We start from the raw sequence: 23,458 nt of genomic DNA, 5'->3' as shown, positions 1-23,458 counted from the left end.
CTGTTAAAGCGTTAATTCACTAGGAAAAATAGATAAATGAGTAAAAAGTATGAGTCTCGCGTGTTTCAAGCTGACAATGGCTGGAAAACAGAAATCACTCGTCGTATGACCTCGACTAAAACGATAGTATCGAAAAGTCATGATGGTTTTGCAACAGAAGCTGAAGCTACAGCATGGGGCGAAGAAGCATTGAAGGGCTTTTTAAGCAAACAAGCTGATCGTAATAAGCGTAAAACGGCTAAACACCTAAAAGCAAAAACCTTGGCAGATGCCATTGCAGCAGAATCAAGTGAAACTGAAGCAGATACTCAAGATTATGATGAAGAGTTAGGTTAGTCATCAAAGTATTTGTTTATACAACGAGTTGTTAAAGATAAGTTTCAAAAAGTAGCTGTTGTGATATATAGTTAGTGCACAATTGCATAGTTATTTTGACTGATATCTAAAATAGCCTCATCAAAGGATGTTGGTGAATGTTTACAAAAGGATGTATGAAATGAAACAGTTTACTGCAATAAAGCTTTGGCTGGGGCTAGCTTGTCTAGTCCCTTGTGCTGTGCTTTTTGCAAAACCGTTCTCTTCAATAAACACGCTGTTTGGCGATGACAACCAAAGCCTTGGTAAAGTTGAAATGCCAAAGGATGTGCAGCAATTAACTGACTTTGCCTCAAAGTTTGGTTTCTTGCCTCCGCTGAATTGGAAATTGGCATTCAGTGAAATGCAAGGTGAGATGTTTATGGCTGAATTCATTCCAGCCAATGAATCGCTAAATGATTGGAGCGGCCTTGTGTGTATGCAAGGCTTTAAAGGCTTAGCTAATGACATTGAACCGCAAAAATTTCTTGATGGAATGGCCGATACCTATAAAGAACATTGCGAAGGCAAGGTCGTTTACACCGTTTTAGGCACATCAGAAGTGGAAGGTTTAGATGCGGTGCATGGTATTTTGGGGTGCACAGTCATGCCCAATATTCATCATGCCTCCATTTTTGTTGAAAAAGATTTTTCCACTATTCCCAAAGGTGAAATTGGCTACTTTACTGTGGTTAGCGGCTCCCAAGATCTTTATCTTATCCATAAATCGATACGTGTAGCTGTGTTCAGAGAAAACCAACCCCCGCTTGATGCCAACAACTACCGCGAGTTTATGGCTAACCCTTAAGTCTGTCATATCTTTGATTGCTACGACTGTGAATGCTGAATATTTTTAATGTTCAATTCCTGCCGTAGCTCTCCCTGCCTGTATCTAATTTAGCTGTTAATCCGTATAATCGGCGCGATTTTATGGTCATGATGACTAGTCAATCTTTTGTGGTGCCATAACGTTTAAATGAGCTTATGGATAATCGGGAAATCAGTGAAAAGCTGATACTGCCCCCGCAACGGTGAAAGGTTAAGATAATGTGTAACGATGGCATTATTTGTTTGTTGAATAAATAGTTCATACAAAATACCTCAGTCCGGAGACCGGCCCTAAAGATGATTTTAAGATTTCGGTGGGCAGATCTTAAAATGTAATAAGCTATTTTTGATTCGATTTATTCATTCGATGTTGAAAGCGTTTTATTGCGACGTAATTGCCCCATTTTCCCTTTCAGGAGTTAAAGGTAAATGGGTACTAATCCAACAAAACTAGCCTTATCATTAAGCGCTATTCTGGGACTTTCGAGTCTTTCTTTGTGTCTATCTGCAAATGAAATTCAATCTATCGCTCAAGCTGACCCTCAAACTAATGATATCGTGCAGCAAGAAGAGAGCATGGTGATTATTGGCCGCCGTGCAGAAACACCACTTAACATTGCAGCTAACGTTAATGTCATTGATGCCGCTGAAATTCAAATGAGCGGCGCCACCAATTTGGGTGATTTATTGCGTGGTCATAGTGGTATTCAGGTTTCCAATAACAATACTGGCCCGGTTTTTTCTATGCGTGGATTTACTGCCTCACAAGCGGCAAATAATACCCTTATTTTGGTCGATGGACGTCGTCTTAATAATATCGATATTGCCGCACCTAACGTCAGCGCCATTTCGCTTAATCAAATTGAGCGCGTAGAAATATTATCTGGCAGTTCAGGGGTGTTATACGGCGATCAAGCTGTAGGCGGTGTGATTAACATTATCACTAAAGCGCCTACTAGCAATGGTGGTAGCTTAGCTCTGTCGGCAGGTAGTTTTGATACTTTAGAAGCAAAGGGTGATGTTGCTGGGGCAATTAATGATGCTTGGCAATATTACTTAGCGGGTCAGTATAACGAGTCGGACAACTATCGTGATGATAATGCCAATGAAACCAGCTCAATATTAGGCCGTTTACAATATAAAACCCTTGAAGAAGATTTTTATATTGAAGCAAACTACTTTGATAATGATCGTCAAACCCCAGGTGCGTTAACCAAAGAGCAACTTGAAGAAAATCCACGCCAATCTAACCCTTGGAATAAAGGCGATTATATTCATGGCATGACGACAGCACTGCGCACGGGTTATCACAATCAAGTTACTGATACCTGGACCTTAGGTGCCGATGTCAGTTATACCGACAGTAATAATACCAGCCTGCAATGGGGCAGTTCAGGCCGTAATGATCGTACTTTATTGTCTATTTCACCTAAAGCGGTTGCTAAGTATCAAGTCGAAAGTGGCGAACTAAATATCATTACCGGTATTGATTACAATTTAGGTGAGTCGATATTTAGCTTTGGTAGAAGTAATCAACAAACCCAAAGCAGTGCTTATATTCAAGCCTCTGTGCCACTGACAACCTCATTATCCTATGTGGTTGGCGGTCGTTATGCAGAAGCTGAGGATGACCTGGTTGATGGGAATATTTATCCTAATGGCATTGATTTAGACCAGGATGCACATGCATTTGAACTGGGCTTAAATTATCGCCCTAATACTGAACATCGTTTGTATGTGCGTGCTGATGATAACTTCCGTTTTGCTAAAGTGGACGAGCAGGCTTATACCTCACCAGGTACAGTGGGCTTAAAGCCGCAGCTAGGGCGATCATTTGAAGCGGGTTGGGACTATGCATACGATATTCATAATCTACAAATTAATCTGTTTCAACTTGATTTAGAAGATGAAATTGTCTGGGATCCAAGTGCTGAAAAACCAGTCGGTGGTGTTTTCAATGGCGCTAACATTAATGCCGATGCATCGCGTCGATATGGTGTCAGTACTGATTATGATATTCAGCTTAGTCCTGCATTAATGCTTGGTGTTGCATATGACTATATTGATGCCGAGTTTACTGAAGGCGAGAATGCAGGTAAGGCTTTATCCTGGGTGGCCAAACACAATGGTCGCGGTTATGTGAGTTATGATTTTGCTAATCATTGGCAAGTATTTGCTGAAGGTGTATACACTGGTGAGCGCTTTATTGAAGGTGACAATGCTAACGTTGACCCTAAATTAGATAGCTATGTTCTGACCAATATTGCTGTTAATTACACATACCAGCAATGGTCTGCAAGCCTACGGGCTGACAATCTACTTGATGAAGAGTATGTCAGCGCAGGTTACTATTCGGCATGGGGAAGTGGCTTTTATCCAGGCGATGGGCGTAACTTACGTTTAACCGCAGGATATCGTTTTTAAATCTTGCTGATTTAAATCACACTGGCTTAAATGCTATTGGTTTAAATCACAAAGTAACTATACTTTATCAAGCCAACAAGTTTCTTGTTGGCTTTTTTATGCTATGGTTTTGCTAACAGCCTAAATACAAATTTCGATTTAATAATAAGGTGACAATGGGGTATGACGGATCTTGAGCAAAGAGTGTTAACTCAAGTTAGGGCAATTATTGGTAATGAAGATCAAGTCATTGGCCGTCGCGGCATTCTTATTCCGCTAAAAAAAGCGCTAATTAATGAAGCTGATATCAGAGTTGTGATTGATATTGTGTCAGATGATCCCGCATTAGCAGGGCACTTACTTATGCGCAGTAATACCGCGCAAACGGCAGGGCTTATATCAACTAAGAATCGCAGCATTAAAGATGCGCTAATTCGTCTTGGTCAGGTTAACATTTATCGTTATGCATTTTCGTTCTATCTAAAAGAACGTTTAGATGGTCTTGCCGAGCCTTATAAAAAGTTGATCCATGGTTATTGGAAATTGAACGAGTTAATTGCGGTTGATTCTATTTCGCTTTTACGTCAAGAAACCGAAAAGGGTAGCGGCCTAAAAATTGACGCCGATGAAATGCAAACCTTGGCACTGTTTAGTGTGTTTGGCCAGGTTATCGCCTTAACCGCTTTTGCTTACTTGAACAGCGAGCAAGAAACCCCCGTATCACTGCGGGTTATTAAGTCGTTACTTGACAACCATCAGCAAACACTTTCAATTGAAGCCTTTGAATCTTTAGGTCTAGATGATGATTTGCGTATTGAGTTTATGATTGCGCATAACTTACAACAAACTAAAAACCCTGACTCAGCAGGGCTTCTTTTGCGTAGAGTCTTGTCGAAAAGAGGTTTGTTGATAAATCCCCTATAGCGCCAGACCTGAGTGGTGCTAAACCTTTGAAGTGTTAGGCCTGAGTTAGACTCGATCTTTGCAGCGCCAACCCTTCCTGTGCCACTAATTCTAACCATTTCTGGATTAAGTTAGCATTGGTGGCATCACGTCTATAGGCTCCAAACAATGGTCGTTTTAAGCCTTCAGCGCCTAATGGTAATGAGGTTAAGCTTAAGCCCTGGCTTTCTTTAATTGACCATGTAGGCAGCGCAGCAACCCCATCATTACAGGCTACTCTTTGTAATAACATTGAGGTTAAATCACATTGTTTTTGTTCACCAATTTCTATCCCAGCTGGCTCTAAAAAGTGCTTATAAATATCTAAACGGGTCAGCGGCACAGGGTATGTCAATAATGTCTGTTTGGCTAAATGTACAGGGCTAATAAAAGCTTGCTTAGCCAATGGATTATTATTGGCAACCACTAATTTAACCTCAAAATCAAACAAGTGCTGATACGCCAAAGTATGTCCAGGTACAGGATCAGAAGTGAGTACTATGTCTAATCCGCCAGTTTCAAGCGCATTAAGGGAGTCGAAAAGATGACGGCTTGAAATATCAATCTGTGCATCGGGTGCGTGTTGCTTAAATGCTTCAATAACAGGCATTAACCATCTAAAGCAACTGTGGCATTCAATGCCTAATTTGAGTTGTTGATTTTCACCTTCTAATCCACGCTTCAAATCAGATTCTGTCGCAATCACCTTTGGCAAAATTTCTTCAGCAAGGTTAAGTAAACGGGCACCTTCGTGGGTGAAGGTGAGCGGTTTACTTTTACGAACAAAAATAGATGAATTAATGCGGGTTTCTAATTCTTTAATTTGGTGAGAAAGAGCCGATTGGGTTACAAAACGTTTCTTAGCTGCACCCGCTAAACTGCCACTTTCCTTTAACGCCATTAAGGTGCGAAGGTGTCTAAGTTCTATCATTGCTCACTCCACATGAAACTTACTCAACTTACCGATGAAATCAATTCGATTACTTGGTAGCAGGTTAGCACAATAAACTTCTAGACGTCCAGACGCCTGTGTAATTTATTTACACAAAGGCAACAATAATCTGTTCGCCCACAAGAAAAGTAGTATGAAAATTACGAGTTTAGCTTTTATGCGCTTTGTTGGGTAACGCGCACTTAAGTTGGCTTTATAGGGGGAGCTGGTAAGATTGGGATGAGCAAGTTTGGAGTTAGCTGAGTTTGGAATTAGCCGAGTAGTGCATGATTATTTCATTACTGCTAGTAAAACTATACTCACACACTCTCTGAAACTAGGCATCTCTTGGCAGCCCTTTTTGAACACTGCGAATAACCCGTTGGGTTTTGCGGCTTAGCGGTTCTATTATGGCGAGCGCTTGTTCCGCTAGCTTTACTTGCTGCTGATTAATGGCCCATTCAATATGTTCAATGACTAATGCATCTACTTCATCTGTTTGAGCTTTTTGAGTCAGTGCGGCAATAATATCATCGCTTGCGGGAGCGTTACCTAGGGCGACGGCTATGTTGCGTAGCCAGCGTTTGTGGCCGATGCGGCGGATAGCACTGCCTTCGGTGTTTGACAAAAATACACTTTCTGACCAGGCAAATAAACTCAGTAAGTCAGGTTGTATTAGTTTTGCCCGGGTATGAAAGTCGGTTTCCTGGGTAAGTGGGGCTTTGGCATTAACCGGGCATACTAGCTGGCAGTCGTCGCAACCATAAATTCGATTACCAATTAAGGGTCTAAACTCTTCCGGAATAGCAGTTTGTAATTCTATGGTGAGATAGGATATACAGCGCCTGGCGTCAACAACATAAGGGGCGACAATCGCATCTGTTGGGCAAGACTTGATGCAGGCCACACAGGTATTACAGCCGTCTTTAATAGGGACATCAGTTGGCAGAGGCAAGTTAATTAATAATTCGCCGAGAAAAAACCAGCTGCCTGCGTCTGGATGTAAAATTAGCGAGTGTTTGCCTGTCCAGCCTAAGCCTGCTTTTTCAGCTAGAGGTCTTTCTAAAATGGGCGCAGAGTCGACAAAAGGGCGAAAGTCGGTGTCATTAAACGCAAGACTTTGACAGTGTGATGCTATTTTTTCGCCAAGCTGTTTTAGCCGTTGTCGCATGAGTTTATGGTAGTCACGGCCACCGGCATAACGTGAGATATAAGCTAAATTAGGGTCAGTTAAGTTACTGGCAAACCCGGCATCAGGTGGCAGGTAATCCATGCGTGCACTAATCACTCTAATACAACCAGGGTGAAGTTCTGCTGGCCTTGCACGCATCATGCCGTGGTTAGCCATATAACCCATATCACCGTGGTAACCTTTATCTAACCATGCTTGCAAATCAGCTTCGTGTGCTGATAGGTCAACATCTGCGATACCAATATGTGCAAAACCTAAATTTTTACCCCATTGCTTAATTTCTCGGGCAAGCTCGGCAAGTTGGTTTACACTTAGTACAGTATTGGGCATGTCAGTATTGAGTAGCGCAGTCGATTCGGCCATGGTAAATCATTAGGTGTGAGTAATCTTGCCGTTGATTATACGCTATCTGTAATGGACTATAGATTTTTTCATTGGGAAAATTCGGTCTTATTTTTATGTGTAAGATATTGTATAAAAGAGTGGGGGTTGGCATTGAAGCAACTTTTTTATGTGTTATTAGCGGCTTTAGTTTGCATTAAGTGTGAACAATCAATTGCCGCTGAGCCCTTGATGATCGTCGCAGAAGATTGGGCACCGATGAGTTATCGTGTTAATGATCAACCTACGGGTTACGTTATTGAGTTAATTCAAGTGCTGCAGTTACAATTATCTAGAACAGATCCGATAGTTTTTTTACCTTGGGCACGGGCTAATTTGCTAGGTCAATCTCAAAAAAATGTTTTATTAATTGCCATGGCCAAGAATCATCAACGAGAAAGTCGATTTTCATTTATTGGGCCAATTGCTGAAGGAAGTATGGGGATTTTTGTACTTAAGGATGACCCTATCAAGTTAGATAATTTGAGTGACCTAACGAATCAAGGGGACATAGGGGTATACCGCGAAGGTGATTGTCAGCAGACACTTAAAGACTCGCATATAAGTCAATTAGCTGTGGCAAATTATCCTGACCAAAGCGTCAAACAGCTAGTGTTGTCTAGGGTTCGTTTTTTATGTCAGGCTGATTTTGGTGTGCCGTTTACACTTAATCAAATTGGTAAGCGTAAGTCTGATGTAAGAATGGCATATAAAATTAAAGATTTAGCGATATATTTAGCCTTTTCTGACGGTACTTCACCAGCGCTTATTCAACAATGGCATCAGGCATTAAGTCAATTTATGCAAACGCCAGAATATACTGCTTTGTATCAAAAGTGGTTTGAAACTGACTTGCACCCTAATGAGCCAAAGTTATTTACCGTGAATAATTAACTAAACCCCTTAATACAGTTTTTGAAGCTGCTTGCTACTTTGTAAGCACTTTCTGTGCGTTATAACTAAAAGTAATAAACTTTCTCCTTGGATTAAATCATTATCCAACTCAGCCACTTATCTTAAATATAATAAAATCAATAGGTTTTAAGCACTTCTAACGCAATTTCTACCATCAGCTTTGGCACTATACAGTGCATGATCAGCTTTAAGTAACAATGGAGACAGTTCGGCTTCATTGGTTAAACTCGTCACTCCCGCACTAACCGTTTGATGTAATTCTGGTGATATTTGGCTCCACTCATAATTAGCAATACAGTCTATTAAACGTTGGGCAATTTCCAGTGCGATAGTGTGTGAGATGTTAGGCAATAAGACTAAAAACTCTTCACCGCCAACACGACCAACAACATCGTTTTCTCGCATCATGCCCGTCGTTAAGGCTGCTAACTTGACTAATACTTTGTCGCCAACTTCATGACCTAAGGTATCGTTCACTTGCTTAAAATGGTCTGCATCAAACGAAATTACAGAAAAAGGTTTGCCACTTTGTTTTGCTTGCTTAATAAAAAGCTCACCTTGATGATAGGTATCTCGGCGGTTAGATAGTCCGGTTAACTCATCGGTTAACGCAAGGGTTTGATAAGTCCGCTTACGTTTAACCTGCTTGTAAGCAAATACTGAAACGATAATTAGGATGATGGCCACTAAGATAATGATCACAATTTGCATTGACTCGTTACGTTGCATTATTTGCAGTTGCAATTCTTTGTCGCTAGCCGCTTTAAGTAATAACTCATTTTCATTTTGTACTTTGTCGGTATTAAATCTGGTTTGCATTTCAGCGTTTTTATCGGACATGATTTGTTTGTCTAAGATTAAGTGCATATCAACAAAATCACTTAATGCCTTGTGCGCATTTGCTATGTCACCTTTGGCGAGATAAATATCATTTAATAAGCGCAGATTTTGAGTTTCACCACGTTTATTTGCACCACGGGTAAAATCAATGGAGGCTTTTTTGCTGTATTCAATCGCTTTATCTAACTCATTTTTTACTAAGTAAGCTTGAGCAAAATACAAGCACATAAAACTATGTGGGCCCTCATATTCTAACGGAACATCAGGTTCTGCTTCCTTAAGTAACATGAGCGCTTTATCTATTTGACCTTGTAAAATAAGGTTGCCAGCAATATTAACTTTGGTGCCTGCAATGGCGACCTTATCTTTTTTTGATTGCCAGTACTTTAACGATCGATAAAAGCGTTCAGTGGACTCATTAATTTTCCCCAGTGCTTCTAATGAAAATGCTATTTGCACATTAATGGTGTCAGCCTCCATAAGCTGGCCAGACTCTATGTACATTTTTTCTAATTTTATTTGATATTTAAGTGCGGTTTCTGAATCACCAAAACGGCGATAACTGGTGGCTATTTCATTTAAGGTTTCATTCGCCCAGTATGTTAGATTTAGCTTTTCATAAAGGTGTTGTGCGGTAATCAAATCTTCTAAGGCTGCGTTGTAGTTACCTTGGTATGACATCATTGAGCCGCGAATACTGCGTCCATCAGCGATTAGTCTTGGGCTTTCTAGCTCATATGCGCTGCTAACGGCGGATGATATATCAGCAAATGCGCCTTCGGTTTGTCCTGCATAATTTTTGTAATAACCCAAGCATAGCAGTAAGTCAGTGTGAATTTCAGAAGGGTATGGGTCTGAATAGATCAGTAATTGCTGTTGAGCATACTCAATAGCTTTGGCTAGTTGCTCATTGGTTTCTGATGGTCGGCTCCAGCAATTTTGGCGGATAAACAGTTTTTGGCGTACATCATCGTCAGCAGCGATAATTTGTTTATATTCTTTTAGCAGTGCATCGGCTTCTTTTTGATCTTTATAATCTACTTGCTCAAACTTTTGATAGATTTCATCCGCCCGAGCATTATCATAATACTCAGCCCATGCTGGAGATAATAAAAGTAGTGTTGTTAGCAAAATTGAAATGCTAAGAATGTTCTCGCGATATTTGTTCAAGATAACAGGCCACTTATTTTTGTTTTATGTAACAATAAAAACATGATGTTTATTGTTCCTGCAATGTTTGAATTATAGCCGGTTATAGATATAAATAACAAATATATAACAGACGTGCTACTTGTTATTTTAAACGGTAACAGTATTTGCATTATCTGGGCTTGCAGCGTATAACGTCGCGGTTATCGTTGTTGTCATTTATAAGTGAGTAAAGATGAAGATAAGAATCATTAGATCTGTAATGCTATCGATATTGTTATTGGTTGTGTCTTTACCTAGCCAAGCTGAAGGTGATCTTGAAACCTCTGGTGATGTATTACATTTTGCTTTACCTGCAGTAGCATTAGCTTCGACATTAATGATAGAAGATGATTATCAAGGCGCTTGGCAATTAGCTAAATCAGGTATTTCAAGCCGCTTAGTGGTTGAAGCACTCAAGTTAAGCGTTGATAAGCAAAGACCTGACGGCAGTGATGATGACTCATTTCCCTCTGGGCATTCAGCGGACACCTTTGCTGCAGCAACATTTATAAATCAACGTTATGGTTGGGAATATGGTGTACCGTCCTATGTGGTTGCGTCATACGTTGCTTATACTCGTGTTGCCAGCGACAAGCATCATGTTGAAGATGTGCTTGCTGGGGCGGCCATTGGCATTGTAGCGGGTTGGTATTTTACTGATCCTTATGAAAATATTAGCGTGGTGCCACTGGCTTATAATGGCACTTATGGTGTGTATATTAGTGGACGTTTTTAATCTAAATTCAAACGCTAACTCAAATTATAACTCTAATTTAAATTCTAATATTGATGAATATAAGGTGTAATCATGGTTGAACAAACCTATAGAGATACCGCTAAAAAGGTATCTTATAATGTAGCCAATAAAGTGCTACCCATGGATCAACTACCTGACAGCTTAATAGAAGCCTATGACGGCCTGTTTGAAGAGTTGTTTGCTGACAAAGCACAATCGTTTAACAATGCCTGGGACAAATTGCCTGCCAGTGCTCAAAAGCTTATTTCGCAGGCTGAGTTTCATGGTTTTTATATTGCTAATGCTTGGATGCAGCTGAGTCGTGTTGCGCAAGAGATTGCCGACAGCAATGACACAGAAGAAGAGATGAACAATAACGAATACGATGGTATTTTTGGCCGTTTAGCTGAGCAGTCGTTAAAAGAATGTTTACGCAAGCTGAAAAAAGCCCGAACCGATAGAGTGATGCTTAATAGCTTCAAAAAGGTTATGGCAGATTAAGCATTTTTTATCAGTTACTTGATTAAAAGAAAAATCCCAGTAATTCATTACTGGGATTTTTTACATCATTATTCAAGCACAGATTAAAATGCAGTGCGGCGATAACGACGATATTCTGGTTGCCAAAAGTTATTATCAATGGCTTGTTGCAGTAACTCATCAGTACAAGGTAGGGCTAAACCTTGGTCAATTGCGACTTTAGCCACTGCAAAAGCGATGTACTTACTCACTTTATGAATATCTTCAAGCTTAGGCAACAGTGAACCTTCACCCATTGTACCCAATGGCGAACATTCAGACAGTGCGCGGCTAGAAGCCATTAGCATTTCATCAGATACGCGGGTTGCACCACAAGATAATACCCCAAGACCAATACCTGGGAAAATAAAGCTGTTATTACACTGGGCTATTTCAAAGGTTTCACCATTGACTACAACTGGTTCAAATGGGCTACCTGTTGCCACAAGCGCCTGGCCCGATGTCCAGTTTAAAATATCTTTTGGGGTTGCTTCGACTCGACTTGTTGGGTTAGACAATGGAAATACTATTGGACGTGGGCAATGGCTGTGCATGGCTTTAATCACATCTTCAGTAAATAGTCCTGGTGCACCCGATACGCCAATTAACACTGTCGGTTTAGCGTTATTAACTACATTGAGCAACGAGACATTGTCGCTGTAGTTGTGCCATTGATCAACCAAGGCTGTTTTTTGTGCCAAGTTACTTTGAAAAGGTAATAGATTAGGCATGTTGTCGAGTAATAAGCCCCAGCGATCAACCATAAAGACTTGCGATCGAGCCTGCGCGTCACTGATGCCTTCAGAGACCATTTGGGCAATAATAGCTTCAGCGATACCACAACCAGCACTGCCTGCACCTAAAAACACAATGCGTTGTTGGCTTAGTGTAGTGTTAGCGGCTTTACTGGCAGCCAACAATGAACCGACAGTAACCGCAGCAGTGCCTTGAATATCATCATTAAAACAACAGTACTTGTCTTTATAGCGCTCAAGTAAAGGCATGGCATTTTTTTGGGCAAAGTCTTCAAACTGAATTAATGCATCTGGCCAGCGACGGTTAACCGCTTGCATAAAGGCTTCTACGAATTCTTTATAGTCATCACCGCCAACACGCTGATGGCGCCAACCCATGTACATAGGGTCATCAAGTAGTTGCGGGTTATCAGTACCTACATCTAATGTAACCGCCAGACAGTAAGCCGGACTAATACCACCACAGCTGGTGTAAAGTGATAGCTTACCAATAGGAATACCCATGCCACCAATACCCTGGTCGCCCAAACCTAAAATACGTTCACCATCGGTGACAACAATGACTTTGACTTTATGACGAGTCGAATTATTCAAAATGTCGTCGATGCGATCTTTGTTCTCGTAAGAGATAAATAACCCACGGTTACGGCGATAGTTTTTTGAAAAGCGCTCGCAGGCTAATCCTACCGTTGGGGTGTAAATAATCGGCATCATTTCACTGATGTTGTTGCGCACCAATGAATAAAATAGCGTTTCGTTGGTGTCTTGAATATTACGCAGGTATATATGTTTATCTAAGTCGTTAGTGAAGTTAGTAAACTGCTGATATGCGCGTGCGACCTGTTCATCAATGGTTTCAATTACCCAAGGCAACAAGCCTTCAAGGTTAAATGAAATACGTTCATCTTCAGTAAAGGCAGTGCCTTTATTTAGCAGCGGAGATTCAAGAATGGCTGGACCTGCAAAAGGAAGATAGAGTGGGCGTTTAGTATCGTCCATGGGTAACCTTTTTTGTGTGTTGTTTGATAGGTTTGTTAAAGGATAGATTAACATGACTAATATGTATTGTGGTCTGTTAAGTGATGAATTTCACACTTTTTTTATGAAGCAGTTGTTTGAATTACTCGCCAGTAACAAAAATGCACAGCCGCTAGCTGTGCATTGATAGGGTATAACAGGCTTTATTGAGCCTAATCTTATTTACCGCGGTGTTTAATTGACAAACCTTTAACGAAGTTACGCAACACTTGATCGCCACAGGGTTTATAGTTTTTGTGTTCAGGGTTGCGAAACAATGCACCTAATTCAGATTTAGACATCGCAAAATCAGCTAAGGCTAGTACGGCAATGATTTCGTCTTCGCGCATTTCTAATGCGACCCGTAGTTTCTTAAAAATAAGGTTGTTGGTTAGCTGCTTTAAAGGCGTAGGTACTTCAGCGTCAGGCTTTAAACCACGATTTTTGATGATAAAACCATCTAAAAACTGGCACATTAATTTATCGTTACAAGCTTGATAACCTTCTTCTTCCTCTTTTTTCAGTAGCGCGATTATCTCATCTGAAGTGATTTCGGCATTGGCTTGGCTGAAAATATTGATCATTTTTGCATTTGAGTAATCAAAAACAAAACGAATACGGCGAAGAATATCATTGTTAATCATAAGGTTCTCTGGCGCGGCTGCGCATAAATAGTTTAGGTCACGTGACTGAAGTATATTATAGCGATTAATCTTTAATTCGTCAGATTATTCGTGTGCTATAAGTTGCTCTGTTGCCGTTTGGCGGATTTTATTTTTAACCGGCTTAATAGCTAAGGTAACGTTTTGTGTTATCGCTACTCATTTCTGTGAAGCGATCATTTGGTGACATACCAATAAATAAACACTATCGCAAAGCCTACTAAATACAGTAGCCCAAACCAAGATAAGCCGACCATTGCCTTACCATAACGGTGTTTCGGCGCTAAGGTTTTACTGGTCATTAAACGAAAATTAAGCCATGCAAATATCACTGTGGTCATAAAAGCTAAAATCATAACAAACTCTAATAAAGGCAGCAGCGCACCTTTAAAAAATAAAATTAACCCTAAGCCTAAAGCGCTCATTAGCAACATAATCATATTAAGTCTTTTAGGCGAGTCTTGCGCTTTAGTGAGTAGCTGCCAACCCATATTGAGGGTACGGCTATAGCCATCAATCACGGTCACAGTGGTACTGAAAATACATAAAAACGCCACAATGCCAATAAGGTAGCGGGAGTTCTCGCCCATGACTTGACTGTATAAAGTGATTAATTGATTGGCAAACTGAGCCCCAGAGTCTGAAAACTGCTCGCCCGAGCCATACATGACTAATGCACCTAATGCCAAAAAGACCAGCGCGAGGATTGCGGTGGTGATGTAGCCTAAATTGAAATCGAAAATGGCTTGTTTGGGGGTTACCGTTTGGCTCTTCTGCTTTTCTAATAACCACAGCGAGTTCCATGCACTGACTTCAATAGGGGCAGGCATCCAGCCCATCATAGCCACTAAAAAACCTACATTAGCCCATTGCCATGCATCAGCAGAAGAGGTGATTACCGGCTTACCCCATTGATTGGAGAAAGCCAATGACACGGCAATTAATGTGCTGGTAGTCAGTACAAACATGATGATTTTTGTGATGCTATCCAGACACTTATAATGGCCGACAATTAACAATACCAATGAAGTGATTAATACTATTAAGGCTAATACATCAATAGAGAGTGGAATAAATTGAGTCAGCATTGCTGCGGTTAACATACATACTCCCGCAGTGCTTGCGACGGCGGCAATAGTATTGAGCCCAGTAAACAGCCACAAATAACCGCGTCCCTGGCGTAAATAACCCTCTAGCAAGCTTTCACCCGTTGCTGCGGTATAACGCGCTCCAGCAGCAAAAAAGGGATATTTAACCATGTTTACCGCCAATACTAACCAGGCTAACTGCCAACCATATTCAGCCCCCGCACGGGTTGATGCCACAAGATGTGATGCACCAATAGCTGCTGCAGCCATTAAAATACCAGGACCTGTTGCTTTAAACAAAATCTTGATTTTAGAGAGTGTGGAAATCGGAACCAATTGTTGATTTAGCATAAAAACCATTTAAGTATATTGTTCAACAGTTAACGTATTAACGGCAAAATATAACCATTATCTTTGATTAGACAAGGGCTAGGTCGGTAATTCTAGTTACTTATCTTATTTATGTATCATCCGGTCATATTTATTTTTTGAATTTAAATTCATTTATTTTGGCTTTTTATTCTTGATTAAGTGTTTGGTTACATTTACATTACTGCATTGTATTGACTTTGTTAAATTTTAAATTAACTTGGACATGTAAATAATAATCCAAGCAAGTCGTAGGTAATTATATTGTTACCGCAATTTGCAGTAGTCATGGATATAAAATAAAAAATATTTTAAGGAAGATCATGAAAAGACCTAACGTTTTGCGCAGCGCGTGCGCTATTGCTGTATCACTGTCATTGGCCCCAATCGCCTTTGTTGCTCAAGCCGCCGATGCATCAGCTGAAGCTAAAGTTGAACGTATCGAAGTGACCGGTTCTCGTATCAAACGGACAGATATTGAAGGACCTTCGCCAGTACAATCACTTAACAAAGAAGATATTGCTAACATGGGTTTTGACAACCTACAGCAATTATTAGAGCGTATGCCTGCCAATGGTTCTGGCGCATTCTCAACTCGCGGCAACAGCCAGGATTCTACCGCAAACGGCGGTGCGTCAATCAGTTTACGTGGCTTAGGCCCTGATGCGACATTAGTATTAATTAATGGCCGCCGTGTTGGTGCAAGTGCATTTGCCGAAGGAATTTCAAACTCGTTTGTTGATATTAATAACATTCCTGTATCTGCCATTGAGCGTATCGATATTTTAAAAGATGGCGCGTCAGCAATTTATGGCTCTGATGCTATTGCCGGTGTAGTCAATATTGTTTTAAGAAAAGACATTGAAGGCATTGAGCTTAACTTAGGTTATGGCGATGATAGCGGCACGGGATATGACGAAACCACAGCGAGTTTAGTGTGGGGCGTTAAAGCCGATAAAGGCAGTGCATCTATTATTTTAGATTACTTTACCAACGGCACATTATCTGCAGAAGACATGGGCCAATTTGGTACCGCAAATCAATCGCCTTATGGCGGCGAAGATTATCGTTCATCACGTGGCTACCCTGGCTATTTTTATGTTAACGGTGTTAAAACCATCGATCCAGATTGTCCTCCTGAAAATGCAACATCAAGTGGCAGTTGTTTATTCGATTACGGCCCGTACAACCTAACTATTCCTACGGCTGAGCGTGTTGGTGCTATTGGGCAATTTGATTACATGTTGGGCGAAGACTTAACCGCATTTTTAGAGTTATCTGTACAACATAATACTTCTGAAGCGGGCGGTGCACCAACACCATTAGATGAAGATGCTGGCTTAACCGTTCCGGGTTCACACCCAAATAATCCTTTTGGACAAGATATTGAAATTGGTCGTTACCGTACCGTTGATGCCGGTGCGCGTGGTTGGGATATCGAATCCGATACTATGCGTATTGTGGCAGGTCTTCGTGGCGTTGTGAACGAGTGGGATTGGGAAGTATCAACCCAACGTGGTCGCAGTGAATCCACTCAAACAGGTGATCGCTCACAGGGCTGGGTAAGAACGGATTATTTACAAGCTGAAATTGATGCCGGTAACTACAATCCATTCGGCGCAGCGGTTAATTCACAAGATGTTATTGATCGTATTACCACTAGCCTTGTAAGACAAGGTAAGTCGAGTATTACTGCTTATGATGCCAGTATTTCAGGCCATGCATTTACCATTGCAGACCGCGATATCATGATGGCAGCTGGGGCTGAGTACCGTGAAGAAAGTGTTAGCGATATTCCCGATGAGCAATTCCAACGTGGTTTGATTTTTGGTACTGAAGCTATATCAGCATTTGGTTCACGTGATCAATATGCGGCTTATGTAGAGTTATCTGTTCCAGTGACTGATAGCTTTGAGTTGCAGTTAGCGGGTCGTTATGACAATTACAGTGATTTCGGTTCAACCACTAACCCTAAAATTGCTTTCCAGTGGGGCATTAATGATGAGTTAACCGCTCGTGGTTCTTGGTCTACCGGTTTCCGCGCACCATCACTTGCACAAATTGGTCTTGGTCCATCTGAAAAGAGTGACTTTTTAGTCGATAGCTACCGCTGTGCCGCCGATAATGTAGATTGTGAGTTACTCGACTACAACTTTATTTTTGCCGGTAACCCTAACCTTAAAGCGGAAGAGTCTGAGACTTGGAACGTCGGCATGATATGGGCGCCAAGCCAACAGTTTGATGTGGGTTTTGATATATTTAATATTCTACAAGACAACAAAATTGATTCACTGCAAAACCAAGATCTTTATGATGCAAATTGTAACGTTCAAAATAGTACTGTTTGTTTACGAAATGCGCCGCAACCTGGCCAAACATTAGGTCCTCTTGATGTGATCAAATCAGGGTTCGTTAACATTGGTTCGCAAGAAGTACAGGGTGTAGATTTATCTTCTCACTATGGTATTGAGTTAAACAATTTTGGTGATGTGAAGTTTGGTTTAGAGTACAGCTACTTAATCAGCTTCGAAAAAGTAGGTGCCGAGGGGGATGTTACTGATTACACAGGAAAATACGAATACCCAGAACATCGCTGGTTAGCAACAACTAACTGGATGATGGATGATTTTGCCGCTAACGTTAACTTAAGCTATATCGGTGAGTTTGAAGACTACAATGAAACCCGCACTGTTGAGTCGCAGTTATTAGTGGATATGTCTGGCTCATACCGTTTCAATGACACGGTTAAGCTATCTGTAGGTGTAAATAATGTGTTTGATGAATCGCCATCATTTGCGATTGGCGATGGTGATGCTGACCTTTATGGTTATGCAATGGGTGTCCATAACCCGCTTGGTCGTTATCTCTACACTAAAGTGACAATGAAGTTTTAAGCATTAAATCTTCAGATAATAAAAGCCACATCCCTCTTTTGGGTGTGGCTTTTTCATTAATAGATTATGATTTTATCGGCATTAAAAAAGGAAGCATTAAGCTTCCTTGTTGTTTGTTATGTTATAGCCAATGACTATAGCTGAGTTGCAGCCCATTTAGCTCTGCTTTCACGGCTTTCACTCATGCCGCTATCTGCGCGATAGGTTTTGTATGCTTCTGCATCCAGCGCTATAAGGCTCACATCAACTTCAAGTACCAGCTTACATTCTTTTTTAATTCGCCATGCCGCAGTATTATACAACTCTGTTACCGGTAATGAGCTTAAAAATTCAGGATTATATTGGGTATAAAGTGCTTGGGTTGGATATACCACAAACGCTAAACGGCGTTTAGGCTCTTTTTTAAATAACTCTTCAATGCCATCGGTGGTATTGAGCACTTGCATTTCAATGATGTCATCAATTTCTAATAGCTTCTTTTGAGCAGGTATTGGCGCCTCAGCTTCACCGGCTTCCCATGCGATAACCGCTTCAGAAGTCGTTTTAGTGATGAGTGCGACCTGCTCAACTGTTAAACCAAATGATTGGCGTAAACACTGCATTTCAATGGCGTTTAAGCCAGAAGGGTTTGACATAATATTTCCTAAATAAGCTGATGTTTGAATGTGAAAATGGGTGTTATAGTCCAAGCCAAATATCTTCAATCCAGTCCCACAATGATTCCCAACGTGCATCACTAAAGCGACCGTTTTTCCAAAATTGCACTTGACCGTTTTCTTCAATGCAGTAAAAGCTGTCACCTATTTGGCAAATGGGGATTTGCTCTCTTGGTAATCCAATAGACCATGCGTAACTGGCTACTTCTGGCAAATACGTGTGCGAGTAGGGATCTGTGGCAGTAACTGGCTCATAAGTGCCATAAATAACGTCACTGGCATACAGTAAATACTCTTTTAAATCCCCTGGAAGCCCAATTAATATTTGTTCTTCAACTTCGACTAGTTGCTCAAAAGTGGGTAATTCAAAAGGAACTGGAACTGTTTCACTGAGTTCTTGTAAATGGTCAATAATGTCTTGCATTGGATGTTCCTTTAGTCGCGATAGCGGTCAATGCGATATTGGGCGGGATTATAGCAGAGATAATGGCTGATTCAGATAAAAAAAATGCGCTCATATGAGCGCAAAAGGGTGGGTGGAATTAATGGCTGGTTAGGCTGCTTGTGGATAATCGGTAGTGATAACTTGACGTTTATACACCAGCCAAGCTTTATGGTATTGCTTATGGGATTGTTGACGAATTCGGGTTATTTGCTGTATTTCAAATTCATTCAATGGACGATGTTCTATGCTGGCGATGGCTTCTATTTGCTGAATTTGTTCGTAGTGTTTATGATCCTGACCACTTTTTATATTGGCAATGGTTTGTAGGTGTAACTGCACTTCAACAATCATTTGGCTTTGTGGCAGTTTCAGCAGAACATTTAAATCGCGATAACCTGATACCTTTGGGTTAGCAAAGCGGTTTTTAATTTGTACCACTTCGCTGTTTTCAGCTAACATTTTGTAGCTTGCCATTAAGTCATCAACATTATTAGCCACTATGCTTCCTCGGGCTAAATCGGTAATTAAACGGGCATCGCCTTCAAACTTATGAGTTACTTTTTGTAACGCCCGCTGATAGCTTTTGGCCGCAGGTAACAACATGGTTGTTTTATTCTGTTGACTGATAACCGACAAAAGCTGGCCTAACTCAGTTTGAGCCAGATCTGCTTGTGTCATTAAATGAATCAAGTCTGCTGATTGTTGCATAGGCTGGTATGCTTGAAAGTCAGGGATTGAATATAAAATATCAAGCGCATTGTGAGTACCGAGATTTAATCCGTAAGGGACTTTGTCATCTTGTTGATTTACAGGCGCAAGTGACTGGGCGGTAACTTGGCGGGTGCTCAGTAGCACTAAAAAAATAAAAAGAGTACGAAAAAGTTTATTCAATGTAAATTCTCCAAGCGATTAGCTTGGGGACACTGTAACTTACTGAAGCTGAATCAATCCTGAATGACAGCAAGCGTTTACATTAAAGATGGTTAACAAAAAGGGCGCCAGAAGGCGCCCTTGGGTATCAAGCTATTATTACCAAATTTTCACGCGGCTTTCTGGTGCAAGGTACATCTTGTCACCTTCTTTCACGTCATAAGTAGTATAAAACTCAGGCATGTTAGACAATGCGCCTAATGCACGGAAATGGCCTGGAGAATGTGGATCCGTTGCTACGCGATTTCGCATGGCTTCTTCTTTCATTTTCACACGCCAGATTTGGCTAAAGCCCATAAAGAAACGTTGATCGCCAGTTAGACCATCAATTACTGGTGCTTCTTGACCATTTAGTGACATTTTGTAAGCTTTATAAGCAATGGTCACACCTGATAAATCACCAATGTTCTCGCCTAAGGTTAATTCACCATTCACGTTCAAATCGTCAAATACTTTATAACCGCTATATTGGGTAATAAGGGCATTACCTTTAGCTTCAAATGCTTTTAAATCAGCTTCAGTCCACCAGTCACGCATGTTACCTTCACCATCAAACTTAGCACCTTGGTCATCAAACCCATGGCCCATTTCGTGACCGATAACCGCGCCAATACCACCGTAGTTAACCGCATCATCAGCTTCTAAGTTGAAGAATGGTGGTTGTAAAATTGCAGCAGGAAACACAATTTCGTTCATGGTTGGGTTGTAGTAAGCATTAACGGTTTGCGGCGTCATGTGCCACTCGTCTTTATCTATTGGTTGGCCTAGCTTAGCTAAATTTTTGTTATGTTCAAAAATTGCAGCGCGTTTAGCATTACCTAATAAATCATCCGCTTTAATCGTCAGTTTAGTATAGTCATCCCATTTATTTGGATAACCAATCTTTGGGTTAAATTTAGCTAGCTTGTCTTTTGCCGCGACTTTAGTGTCAGCGCTCATCCAATCTAGCGAATCGATGCTCGAGCCATAAGCGCCACGAAGGTTTTCAACAAGCTGTTCCATCCGTGTTTTCGCTTCTGGAGCAAAATGACGTTTAACATACACTTTACCGACGACTTCACCTAGGGTATCGCTTACTGTAGTGACACCACGCTTCCAACGCGGTTCTTGCTCTGCCTGACCATTTAAGATTTTAGAGAAAAAAGCAAAATTTTCGTTGTCTACCGCTTCTGATAAGTTGCTTGCATTGTGGGTTAGGGTCATCCACGTGAGGTAATTTTTCCATGCATCAAGGTCATTGTTCTTAATGACTTCATTTAACCCTTGGATATAGCTAGGTTGGTTGATAATAATATCAGTTTGCTTATCACCCCCTAATGCTGCCAAGTAACCTTGCCAGTTAATGTCCGGTGCTAACTCATCTAAGTCAGCTACTTGATACAAGTTGTAAGTTTTGGTGCTATCGCGAGTTTCAACGACATCCCAATGCTTTTCAGCAATTTTGGTTTCTAGCGCAAGAACAGCTTGTGCGTTTGCTTTAGCATTTGGTAAACCAGCTAGGTCGTACATTTTTTCGATATGTTCAACATAGGCTTTACGAATATTAACAAAGCGCTCTTCCTGGTTAAAATAGTAATCCTTTTCTGGCAGGCTTAAGCCATATTGCCAAATATGAGTCGCATAACGGCTAGAGTTTTTGGCATCTATTTCAACGTAGAATGCCAATGGCGTTCCGCCACCATTAGCTTGATTTACACCAAAAAATGCCGTTAACTCTTTTTTGTCTTTTAGCGCTGAAATTTTATCTAAATCAGCTTGAATTGGTGCGATACCTAACTTGTTTAAGGTTGCAACGTCCATAAATGAGCGATACAAGTCCGCCACTTTTTGCTCGCCGGTACCATCTGCTAAATTAGGCGTGGCGCTTAAATCCTCAATGATAACTTTAACGTCGTCACGGGCATTTTCACGTAAGTCGTAAAAAGCACCAATGTTAGTGCGATCGCCTGGGATCTCAGCTGTGTTCATCCAGCCGCCATTAACATATAAGTAAAAGTCATCCTGTGGACGAATATTTTTGTCCATATTGTCAAAGCTAACACCTGAAGTCAGTGCTTTTTCAACAGCTGCTGCGGTTGCTGTTTTAGTGACTTCAGTTTTTGCTGCCGAATCAGCTGTTGCTTGAGTATTATCACTACAAGCTGACAGGCCAGCGATAAGCGAGGCACAAAGTCCTCCAATAACCAATTTTTTCATGTTGTTTCCCTTGCGTTAAATATGCCCTTCAATGGAGGCTGGTAATTTTGTTTTTATCTTGTCAGGTGTTGAGTGCCAAAGTATTTCTTTGAATTGACTGCTGACTTATTGTTGTGACAGCTATGTTAAGGGGTTGTCGGCTAATAATACAAGCGTTCTCTGGGGGTTTTAGTGTGGTTTTTTGTGACTAGGTGTAACGAAAAGTACGATTTACTCGGCTGTTATTTCTATTTTTAACTTAAGACCGCATAATATGAACAAATTAAAGCAGTGAGTATTGATTGTGCGTTTAGACAAATTTATTTGTGAGAGTACCGAACTGACCCGTACTATGGCGAAAAAAGCACTTCACCGAAGTGATGTTACCTGTGATGGTGTCATTATAAAAGATTCGGGATTTCAAGTGACAGAAAAAACAGTGGTTTGTTTAGATGGCCAAGTGATTTCTGTGGTAGGTGAACGATATATCATGTTGCACAAGCCAGTGGACACTATTTGCTCGACTATTGATGAAGTTTATCCTTCGGTGTTGAGCCTAATGGATATCGAAAAAATCGATACCTTGCACATTGCCGGAAGGCTAGATGCTGACACTACAGGTTTAGTATTGATCACTAGTGATGGTCAGTGGTCTCATAAAATAACCTCACCTAAAAAAGATTGCGGTAAGCGTTATTTAGTCGAATTAGCTGATCCCATTACTGAAGATTTAGTGGCTGTTTTTGCCAGTGGTATTGCACTGCGGAATGAGGATGGGTTAACTAAACCTGCTATTTTAGAGCTTATTACTCCACAACAGGTGCGCTTGACAATTAGCGAAGGCAAATATCATCAAGTTAAACGCATGTTTGCCGCAGTTGGTAATAAAGTGGTTAATTTACACCGTGAGTGTGTTGGTCAAATTGAACTAGACCCAGAGTTAGTGCCCGGAGATTGGCGCTACTTAACACAAGAAGAAGTGGACTCCATCCATTAATTTATGATTTAGATATCCAAGTGGTAAATAGCTTGGTGGTAATTTTTTTGGTTGAAAATCGTGCAGAAGCCTATAGCTTTGCTAAAGTTGATTCAGATTGTAAAAATAACGCTTAAAATTTGATGTTGTTATCATTTTTGATAATCTTTTTTGAAATAGAAACTAAAATAGTGGTTAATACACTTATTAAACGCGTGCAGTAAATGTTGAGCTTTGGAACGCATAATACTGATCTGCG

General features: G+C 40.8%; 19 protein-coding genes and 1 riboswitch. Of the genes, 9 read left to right on the top strand and 10 right to left on the bottom strand.

Annotation, left to right across the window (positions count from 1 at the left end; all coding sequences use genetic code 11):
- Nucleotides 1–36 precede the first annotated feature (36 nt).
- From ACRWQN_RS16700 to ACRWQN_RS16685, 4 genes are all read left to right on the top strand, one after another.
- Nucleotides 37–336, top strand: coding sequence for a DUF3622 domain-containing protein (locus ACRWQN_RS16700; RefSeq protein WP_226413615.1), 300 nt, complete (start codon nucleotides 37–39; stop codon nucleotides 334–336).
- A gap of 160 nt (nucleotides 337–496) precedes the next feature.
- Nucleotides 497–1,162: a hypothetical protein gene (locus tag ACRWQN_RS16695; protein ID WP_434927027.1), complete on the top strand. Its 666-nt coding sequence runs from the start codon at nucleotides 497–499 to the stop codon at nucleotides 1,160–1,162.
- Between the two features lie 133 nt (nucleotides 1,163–1,295).
- A riboswitch (cobalamin riboswitch) is annotated at nucleotides 1,296–1,490 on the top strand.
- Between the two features lie 121 nt (nucleotides 1,491–1,611).
- The gene (locus ACRWQN_RS16690; RefSeq protein ID WP_434938956.1) at nucleotides 1,612–3,606 is read left to right on the top strand and encodes a TonB-dependent receptor family protein; all 1,995 of its coding nucleotides are present in this window, start codon (nucleotides 1,612–1,614) and stop codon (nucleotides 3,604–3,606) included.
- A gap of 162 nt (nucleotides 3,607–3,768) precedes the next feature.
- Nucleotides 3,769–4,509, top strand: a complete 741-nt coding sequence (locus ACRWQN_RS16685; protein WP_434927025.1) for an HDOD domain-containing protein — start codon at nucleotides 3,769–3,771, stop codon at nucleotides 4,507–4,509.
- A gap of 34 nt (nucleotides 4,510–4,543) precedes the next feature.
- Here the strand turns inward: ACRWQN_RS16685 and ACRWQN_RS16680 are convergent, their stop codons facing one another.
- Both ACRWQN_RS16680 and queG read right to left on the bottom strand, forming a co-directional pair.
- Nucleotides 4,544–5,458: a LysR family transcriptional regulator gene (locus ACRWQN_RS16680; protein ID WP_434927024.1), complete on the bottom strand. Its 915-nt coding sequence runs from the start codon at nucleotides 5,456–5,458 to the stop codon at nucleotides 4,544–4,546.
- Between the two features lie 337 nt (nucleotides 5,459–5,795).
- Nucleotides 5,796–6,980: a tRNA epoxyqueuosine(34) reductase QueG gene (queG, locus tag ACRWQN_RS16675; protein ID WP_434940689.1), complete on the bottom strand. Its 1,185-nt coding sequence runs from the start codon at nucleotides 6,978–6,980 to the stop codon at nucleotides 5,796–5,798.
- 165 nt (nucleotides 6,981–7,145) lie between these two features.
- On the opposite strand from queG, the gene ACRWQN_RS16670 reads away from it, so the two are divergent.
- Nucleotides 7,146–7,925, top strand: a complete 780-nt coding sequence (locus tag ACRWQN_RS16670; RefSeq protein ID WP_434938954.1) for a substrate-binding periplasmic protein — start codon at nucleotides 7,146–7,148, stop codon at nucleotides 7,923–7,925.
- 147 nt (nucleotides 7,926–8,072) lie between these two features.
- On the opposite strand, the gene ACRWQN_RS16665 is transcribed toward ACRWQN_RS16670, so the two are convergent.
- Nucleotides 8,073–9,956, bottom strand: coding sequence for a diguanylate cyclase (locus tag ACRWQN_RS16665; protein WP_434938952.1), 1,884 nt, complete (start codon nucleotides 9,954–9,956; stop codon nucleotides 8,073–8,075).
- Between the two features lie 214 nt (nucleotides 9,957–10,170).
- On the opposite strand from ACRWQN_RS16665, the gene ACRWQN_RS16660 reads away from it, so the two are divergent.
- Both ACRWQN_RS16660 and ACRWQN_RS16655 read left to right on the top strand, forming a co-directional pair.
- On the top strand, nucleotides 10,171–10,713 hold the full coding sequence (locus ACRWQN_RS16660; protein WP_434938950.1) for a phosphatase PAP2 family protein: 543 nt from the start codon (nucleotides 10,171–10,173) through the stop codon (nucleotides 10,711–10,713).
- Between the two features lie 72 nt (nucleotides 10,714–10,785).
- Nucleotides 10,786–11,214, top strand: coding sequence for a DUF3069 domain-containing protein (locus ACRWQN_RS16655; protein WP_434938949.1), 429 nt, complete (start codon nucleotides 10,786–10,788; stop codon nucleotides 11,212–11,214).
- A gap of 83 nt (nucleotides 11,215–11,297) precedes the next feature.
- Here the strand turns inward: ACRWQN_RS16655 and ACRWQN_RS16650 are convergent, their stop codons facing one another.
- The 3 genes from ACRWQN_RS16650 to ACRWQN_RS16640 all read right to left on the bottom strand — a co-directional run bounded on the left by ACRWQN_RS16650 (nucleotide 11,298) and on the right by ACRWQN_RS16640 (nucleotide 15,105).
- Nucleotides 11,298–12,986 (bottom strand): NAD-dependent malic enzyme, encoded by a 1,689-nt coding sequence (locus tag ACRWQN_RS16650; protein ID WP_434931273.1) that lies wholly within the window; start codon nucleotides 12,984–12,986, stop codon nucleotides 11,298–11,300.
- 197 nt (nucleotides 12,987–13,183) lie between these two features.
- A complete protein-coding gene (locus ACRWQN_RS16645; RefSeq protein WP_434938947.1) occupies nucleotides 13,184–13,648 on the bottom strand; it encodes a DUF1456 family protein in 465 nt (154 codons plus the stop codon).
- A 194-nt stretch (nucleotides 13,649–13,842) separates the two neighbouring features.
- The gene (locus ACRWQN_RS16640; protein WP_434938946.1) at nucleotides 13,843–15,105 is read right to left on the bottom strand and encodes an NRAMP family divalent metal transporter; all 1,263 of its coding nucleotides are present in this window, start codon (nucleotides 15,103–15,105) and stop codon (nucleotides 13,843–13,845) included.
- Between the two features lie 341 nt (nucleotides 15,106–15,446).
- Here ACRWQN_RS16640 and ACRWQN_RS16635 point away from each other — a divergent pair, with 341 nt between their 5' ends.
- Nucleotides 15,447–18,017 (top strand): TonB-dependent receptor, encoded by a 2,571-nt coding sequence (locus ACRWQN_RS16635; RefSeq protein WP_434938944.1) that lies wholly within the window; start codon nucleotides 15,447–15,449, stop codon nucleotides 18,015–18,017.
- A 134-nt stretch (nucleotides 18,018–18,151) separates the two neighbouring features.
- On the opposite strand, the gene ACRWQN_RS16630 is transcribed toward ACRWQN_RS16635, so the two are convergent.
- From ACRWQN_RS16630 to ACRWQN_RS16615, 4 genes are all read right to left on the bottom strand, one after another.
- Nucleotides 18,152–18,652 (bottom strand): DUF4447 family protein, encoded by a 501-nt coding sequence (locus tag ACRWQN_RS16630; RefSeq protein WP_226413634.1) that lies wholly within the window; start codon nucleotides 18,650–18,652, stop codon nucleotides 18,152–18,154.
- A 43-nt stretch (nucleotides 18,653–18,695) separates the two neighbouring features.
- On the bottom strand, nucleotides 18,696–19,097 hold the full coding sequence (locus tag ACRWQN_RS16625) for an SMI1/KNR4 family protein (protein WP_226413636.1): 402 nt from the start codon (nucleotides 19,095–19,097) through the stop codon (nucleotides 18,696–18,698).
- A 129-nt stretch (nucleotides 19,098–19,226) separates the two neighbouring features.
- Nucleotides 19,227–20,009, bottom strand: coding sequence for a GTP pyrophosphokinase (locus ACRWQN_RS16620; protein WP_434938942.1), 783 nt, complete (start codon nucleotides 20,007–20,009; stop codon nucleotides 19,227–19,229).
- A 138-nt stretch (nucleotides 20,010–20,147) separates the two neighbouring features.
- A complete protein-coding gene (locus tag ACRWQN_RS16615) occupies nucleotides 20,148–22,244 on the bottom strand; it encodes a M13 family metallopeptidase (RefSeq protein WP_434938940.1) in 2,097 nt (698 codons plus the stop codon).
- 283 nt (nucleotides 22,245–22,527) lie between these two features.
- Between ACRWQN_RS16615 and rsuA the strand changes: the two genes are divergently transcribed.
- Nucleotides 22,528–23,220 carry a 16S rRNA pseudouridine(516) synthase RsuA gene (gene rsuA / locus ACRWQN_RS16610; protein WP_434929124.1) on the top strand — a complete coding sequence of 231 codons (693 nt, stop codon included), beginning with the start codon at nucleotides 22,528–22,530 and terminating at the stop codon, nucleotides 23,218–23,220.
- Nucleotides 23,221–23,458 lie beyond the last annotated feature (238 nt).

It is taken from the genome of Shewanella sp. HL-SH8 (assembly GCF_051165765.1).
Classification (GTDB): domain Bacteria; phylum Pseudomonadota; class Gammaproteobacteria; order Enterobacterales; family Shewanellaceae; genus Shewanella; species Shewanella glacialimarina.
The sequence above is the reverse complement of the archived record's forward strand: the minus strand, read 5'-3'. Positions and strand labels throughout refer to the sequence as shown.

What these genes read in the sequence shown, in the direction of transcription:
- ACRWQN_RS16700 (WP_226413615.1), top strand. Translation starts at nt 37, where the DNA reads ATGAGTAAAAAGTATGAGTCTCGCGTGTTTCAAGCTGACAATGGCTGG.
- ACRWQN_RS16695 (WP_434927027.1), top strand. Translation starts at nt 497, where the DNA reads ATGAAACAGTTTACTGCAATAAAGCTTTGGCTGGGGCTAGCTTGTCTA.
- ACRWQN_RS16690 (WP_434938956.1), top strand. Translation starts at nt 1,612, where the DNA reads ATGGGTACTAATCCAACAAAACTAGCCTTATCATTAAGCGCTATTCTG.
- ACRWQN_RS16685 (WP_434927025.1), top strand. Translation starts at nt 3,769, where the DNA reads ATGACGGATCTTGAGCAAAGAGTGTTAACTCAAGTTAGGGCAATTATT.
- ACRWQN_RS16680 (WP_434927024.1), bottom strand. Translation starts at nt 5,458, where the DNA reads ATGATAGAACTTAGACACCTTCGCACCTTAATGGCGTTAAAGGAAAGT.
- queG (WP_434940689.1), bottom strand. Translation starts at nt 6,980, where the DNA reads ATGCCCAATACTGTACTAAGTGTAAACCAACTTGCCGAGCTTGCCCGA.
- ACRWQN_RS16660 (WP_434938950.1), top strand. Translation starts at nt 10,171, where the DNA reads ATGAAGATAAGAATCATTAGATCTGTAATGCTATCGATATTGTTATTG.
- ACRWQN_RS16655 (WP_434938949.1), top strand. Translation starts at nt 10,786, where the DNA reads ATGGTTGAACAAACCTATAGAGATACCGCTAAAAAGGTATCTTATAAT.
- ACRWQN_RS16650 (WP_434931273.1), bottom strand. Translation starts at nt 12,986, where the DNA reads ATGGACGATACTAAACGCCCACTCTATCTTCCTTTTGCAGGTCCAGCC.
- ACRWQN_RS16645 (WP_434938947.1), bottom strand. Translation starts at nt 13,648, where the DNA reads ATGATTAACAATGATATTCTTCGCCGTATTCGTTTTGTTTTTGATTAC.
- ACRWQN_RS16640 (WP_434938946.1), bottom strand. Translation starts at nt 15,105, where the DNA reads ATGCTAAATCAACAATTGGTTCCGATTTCCACACTCTCTAAAATCAAG.
- ACRWQN_RS16635 (WP_434938944.1), top strand. Translation starts at nt 15,447, where the DNA reads ATGAAAAGACCTAACGTTTTGCGCAGCGCGTGCGCTATTGCTGTATCA.
- ACRWQN_RS16630 (WP_226413634.1), bottom strand. Translation starts at nt 18,652, where the DNA reads ATGTCAAACCCTTCTGGCTTAAACGCCATTGAAATGCAGTGTTTACGC.
- ACRWQN_RS16625 (WP_226413636.1), bottom strand. Translation starts at nt 19,097, where the DNA reads ATGCAAGACATTATTGACCATTTACAAGAACTCAGTGAAACAGTTCCA.
- ACRWQN_RS16615 (WP_434938940.1), bottom strand. Translation starts at nt 22,244, where the DNA reads ATGAAAAAATTGGTTATTGGAGGACTTTGTGCCTCGCTTATCGCTGGC.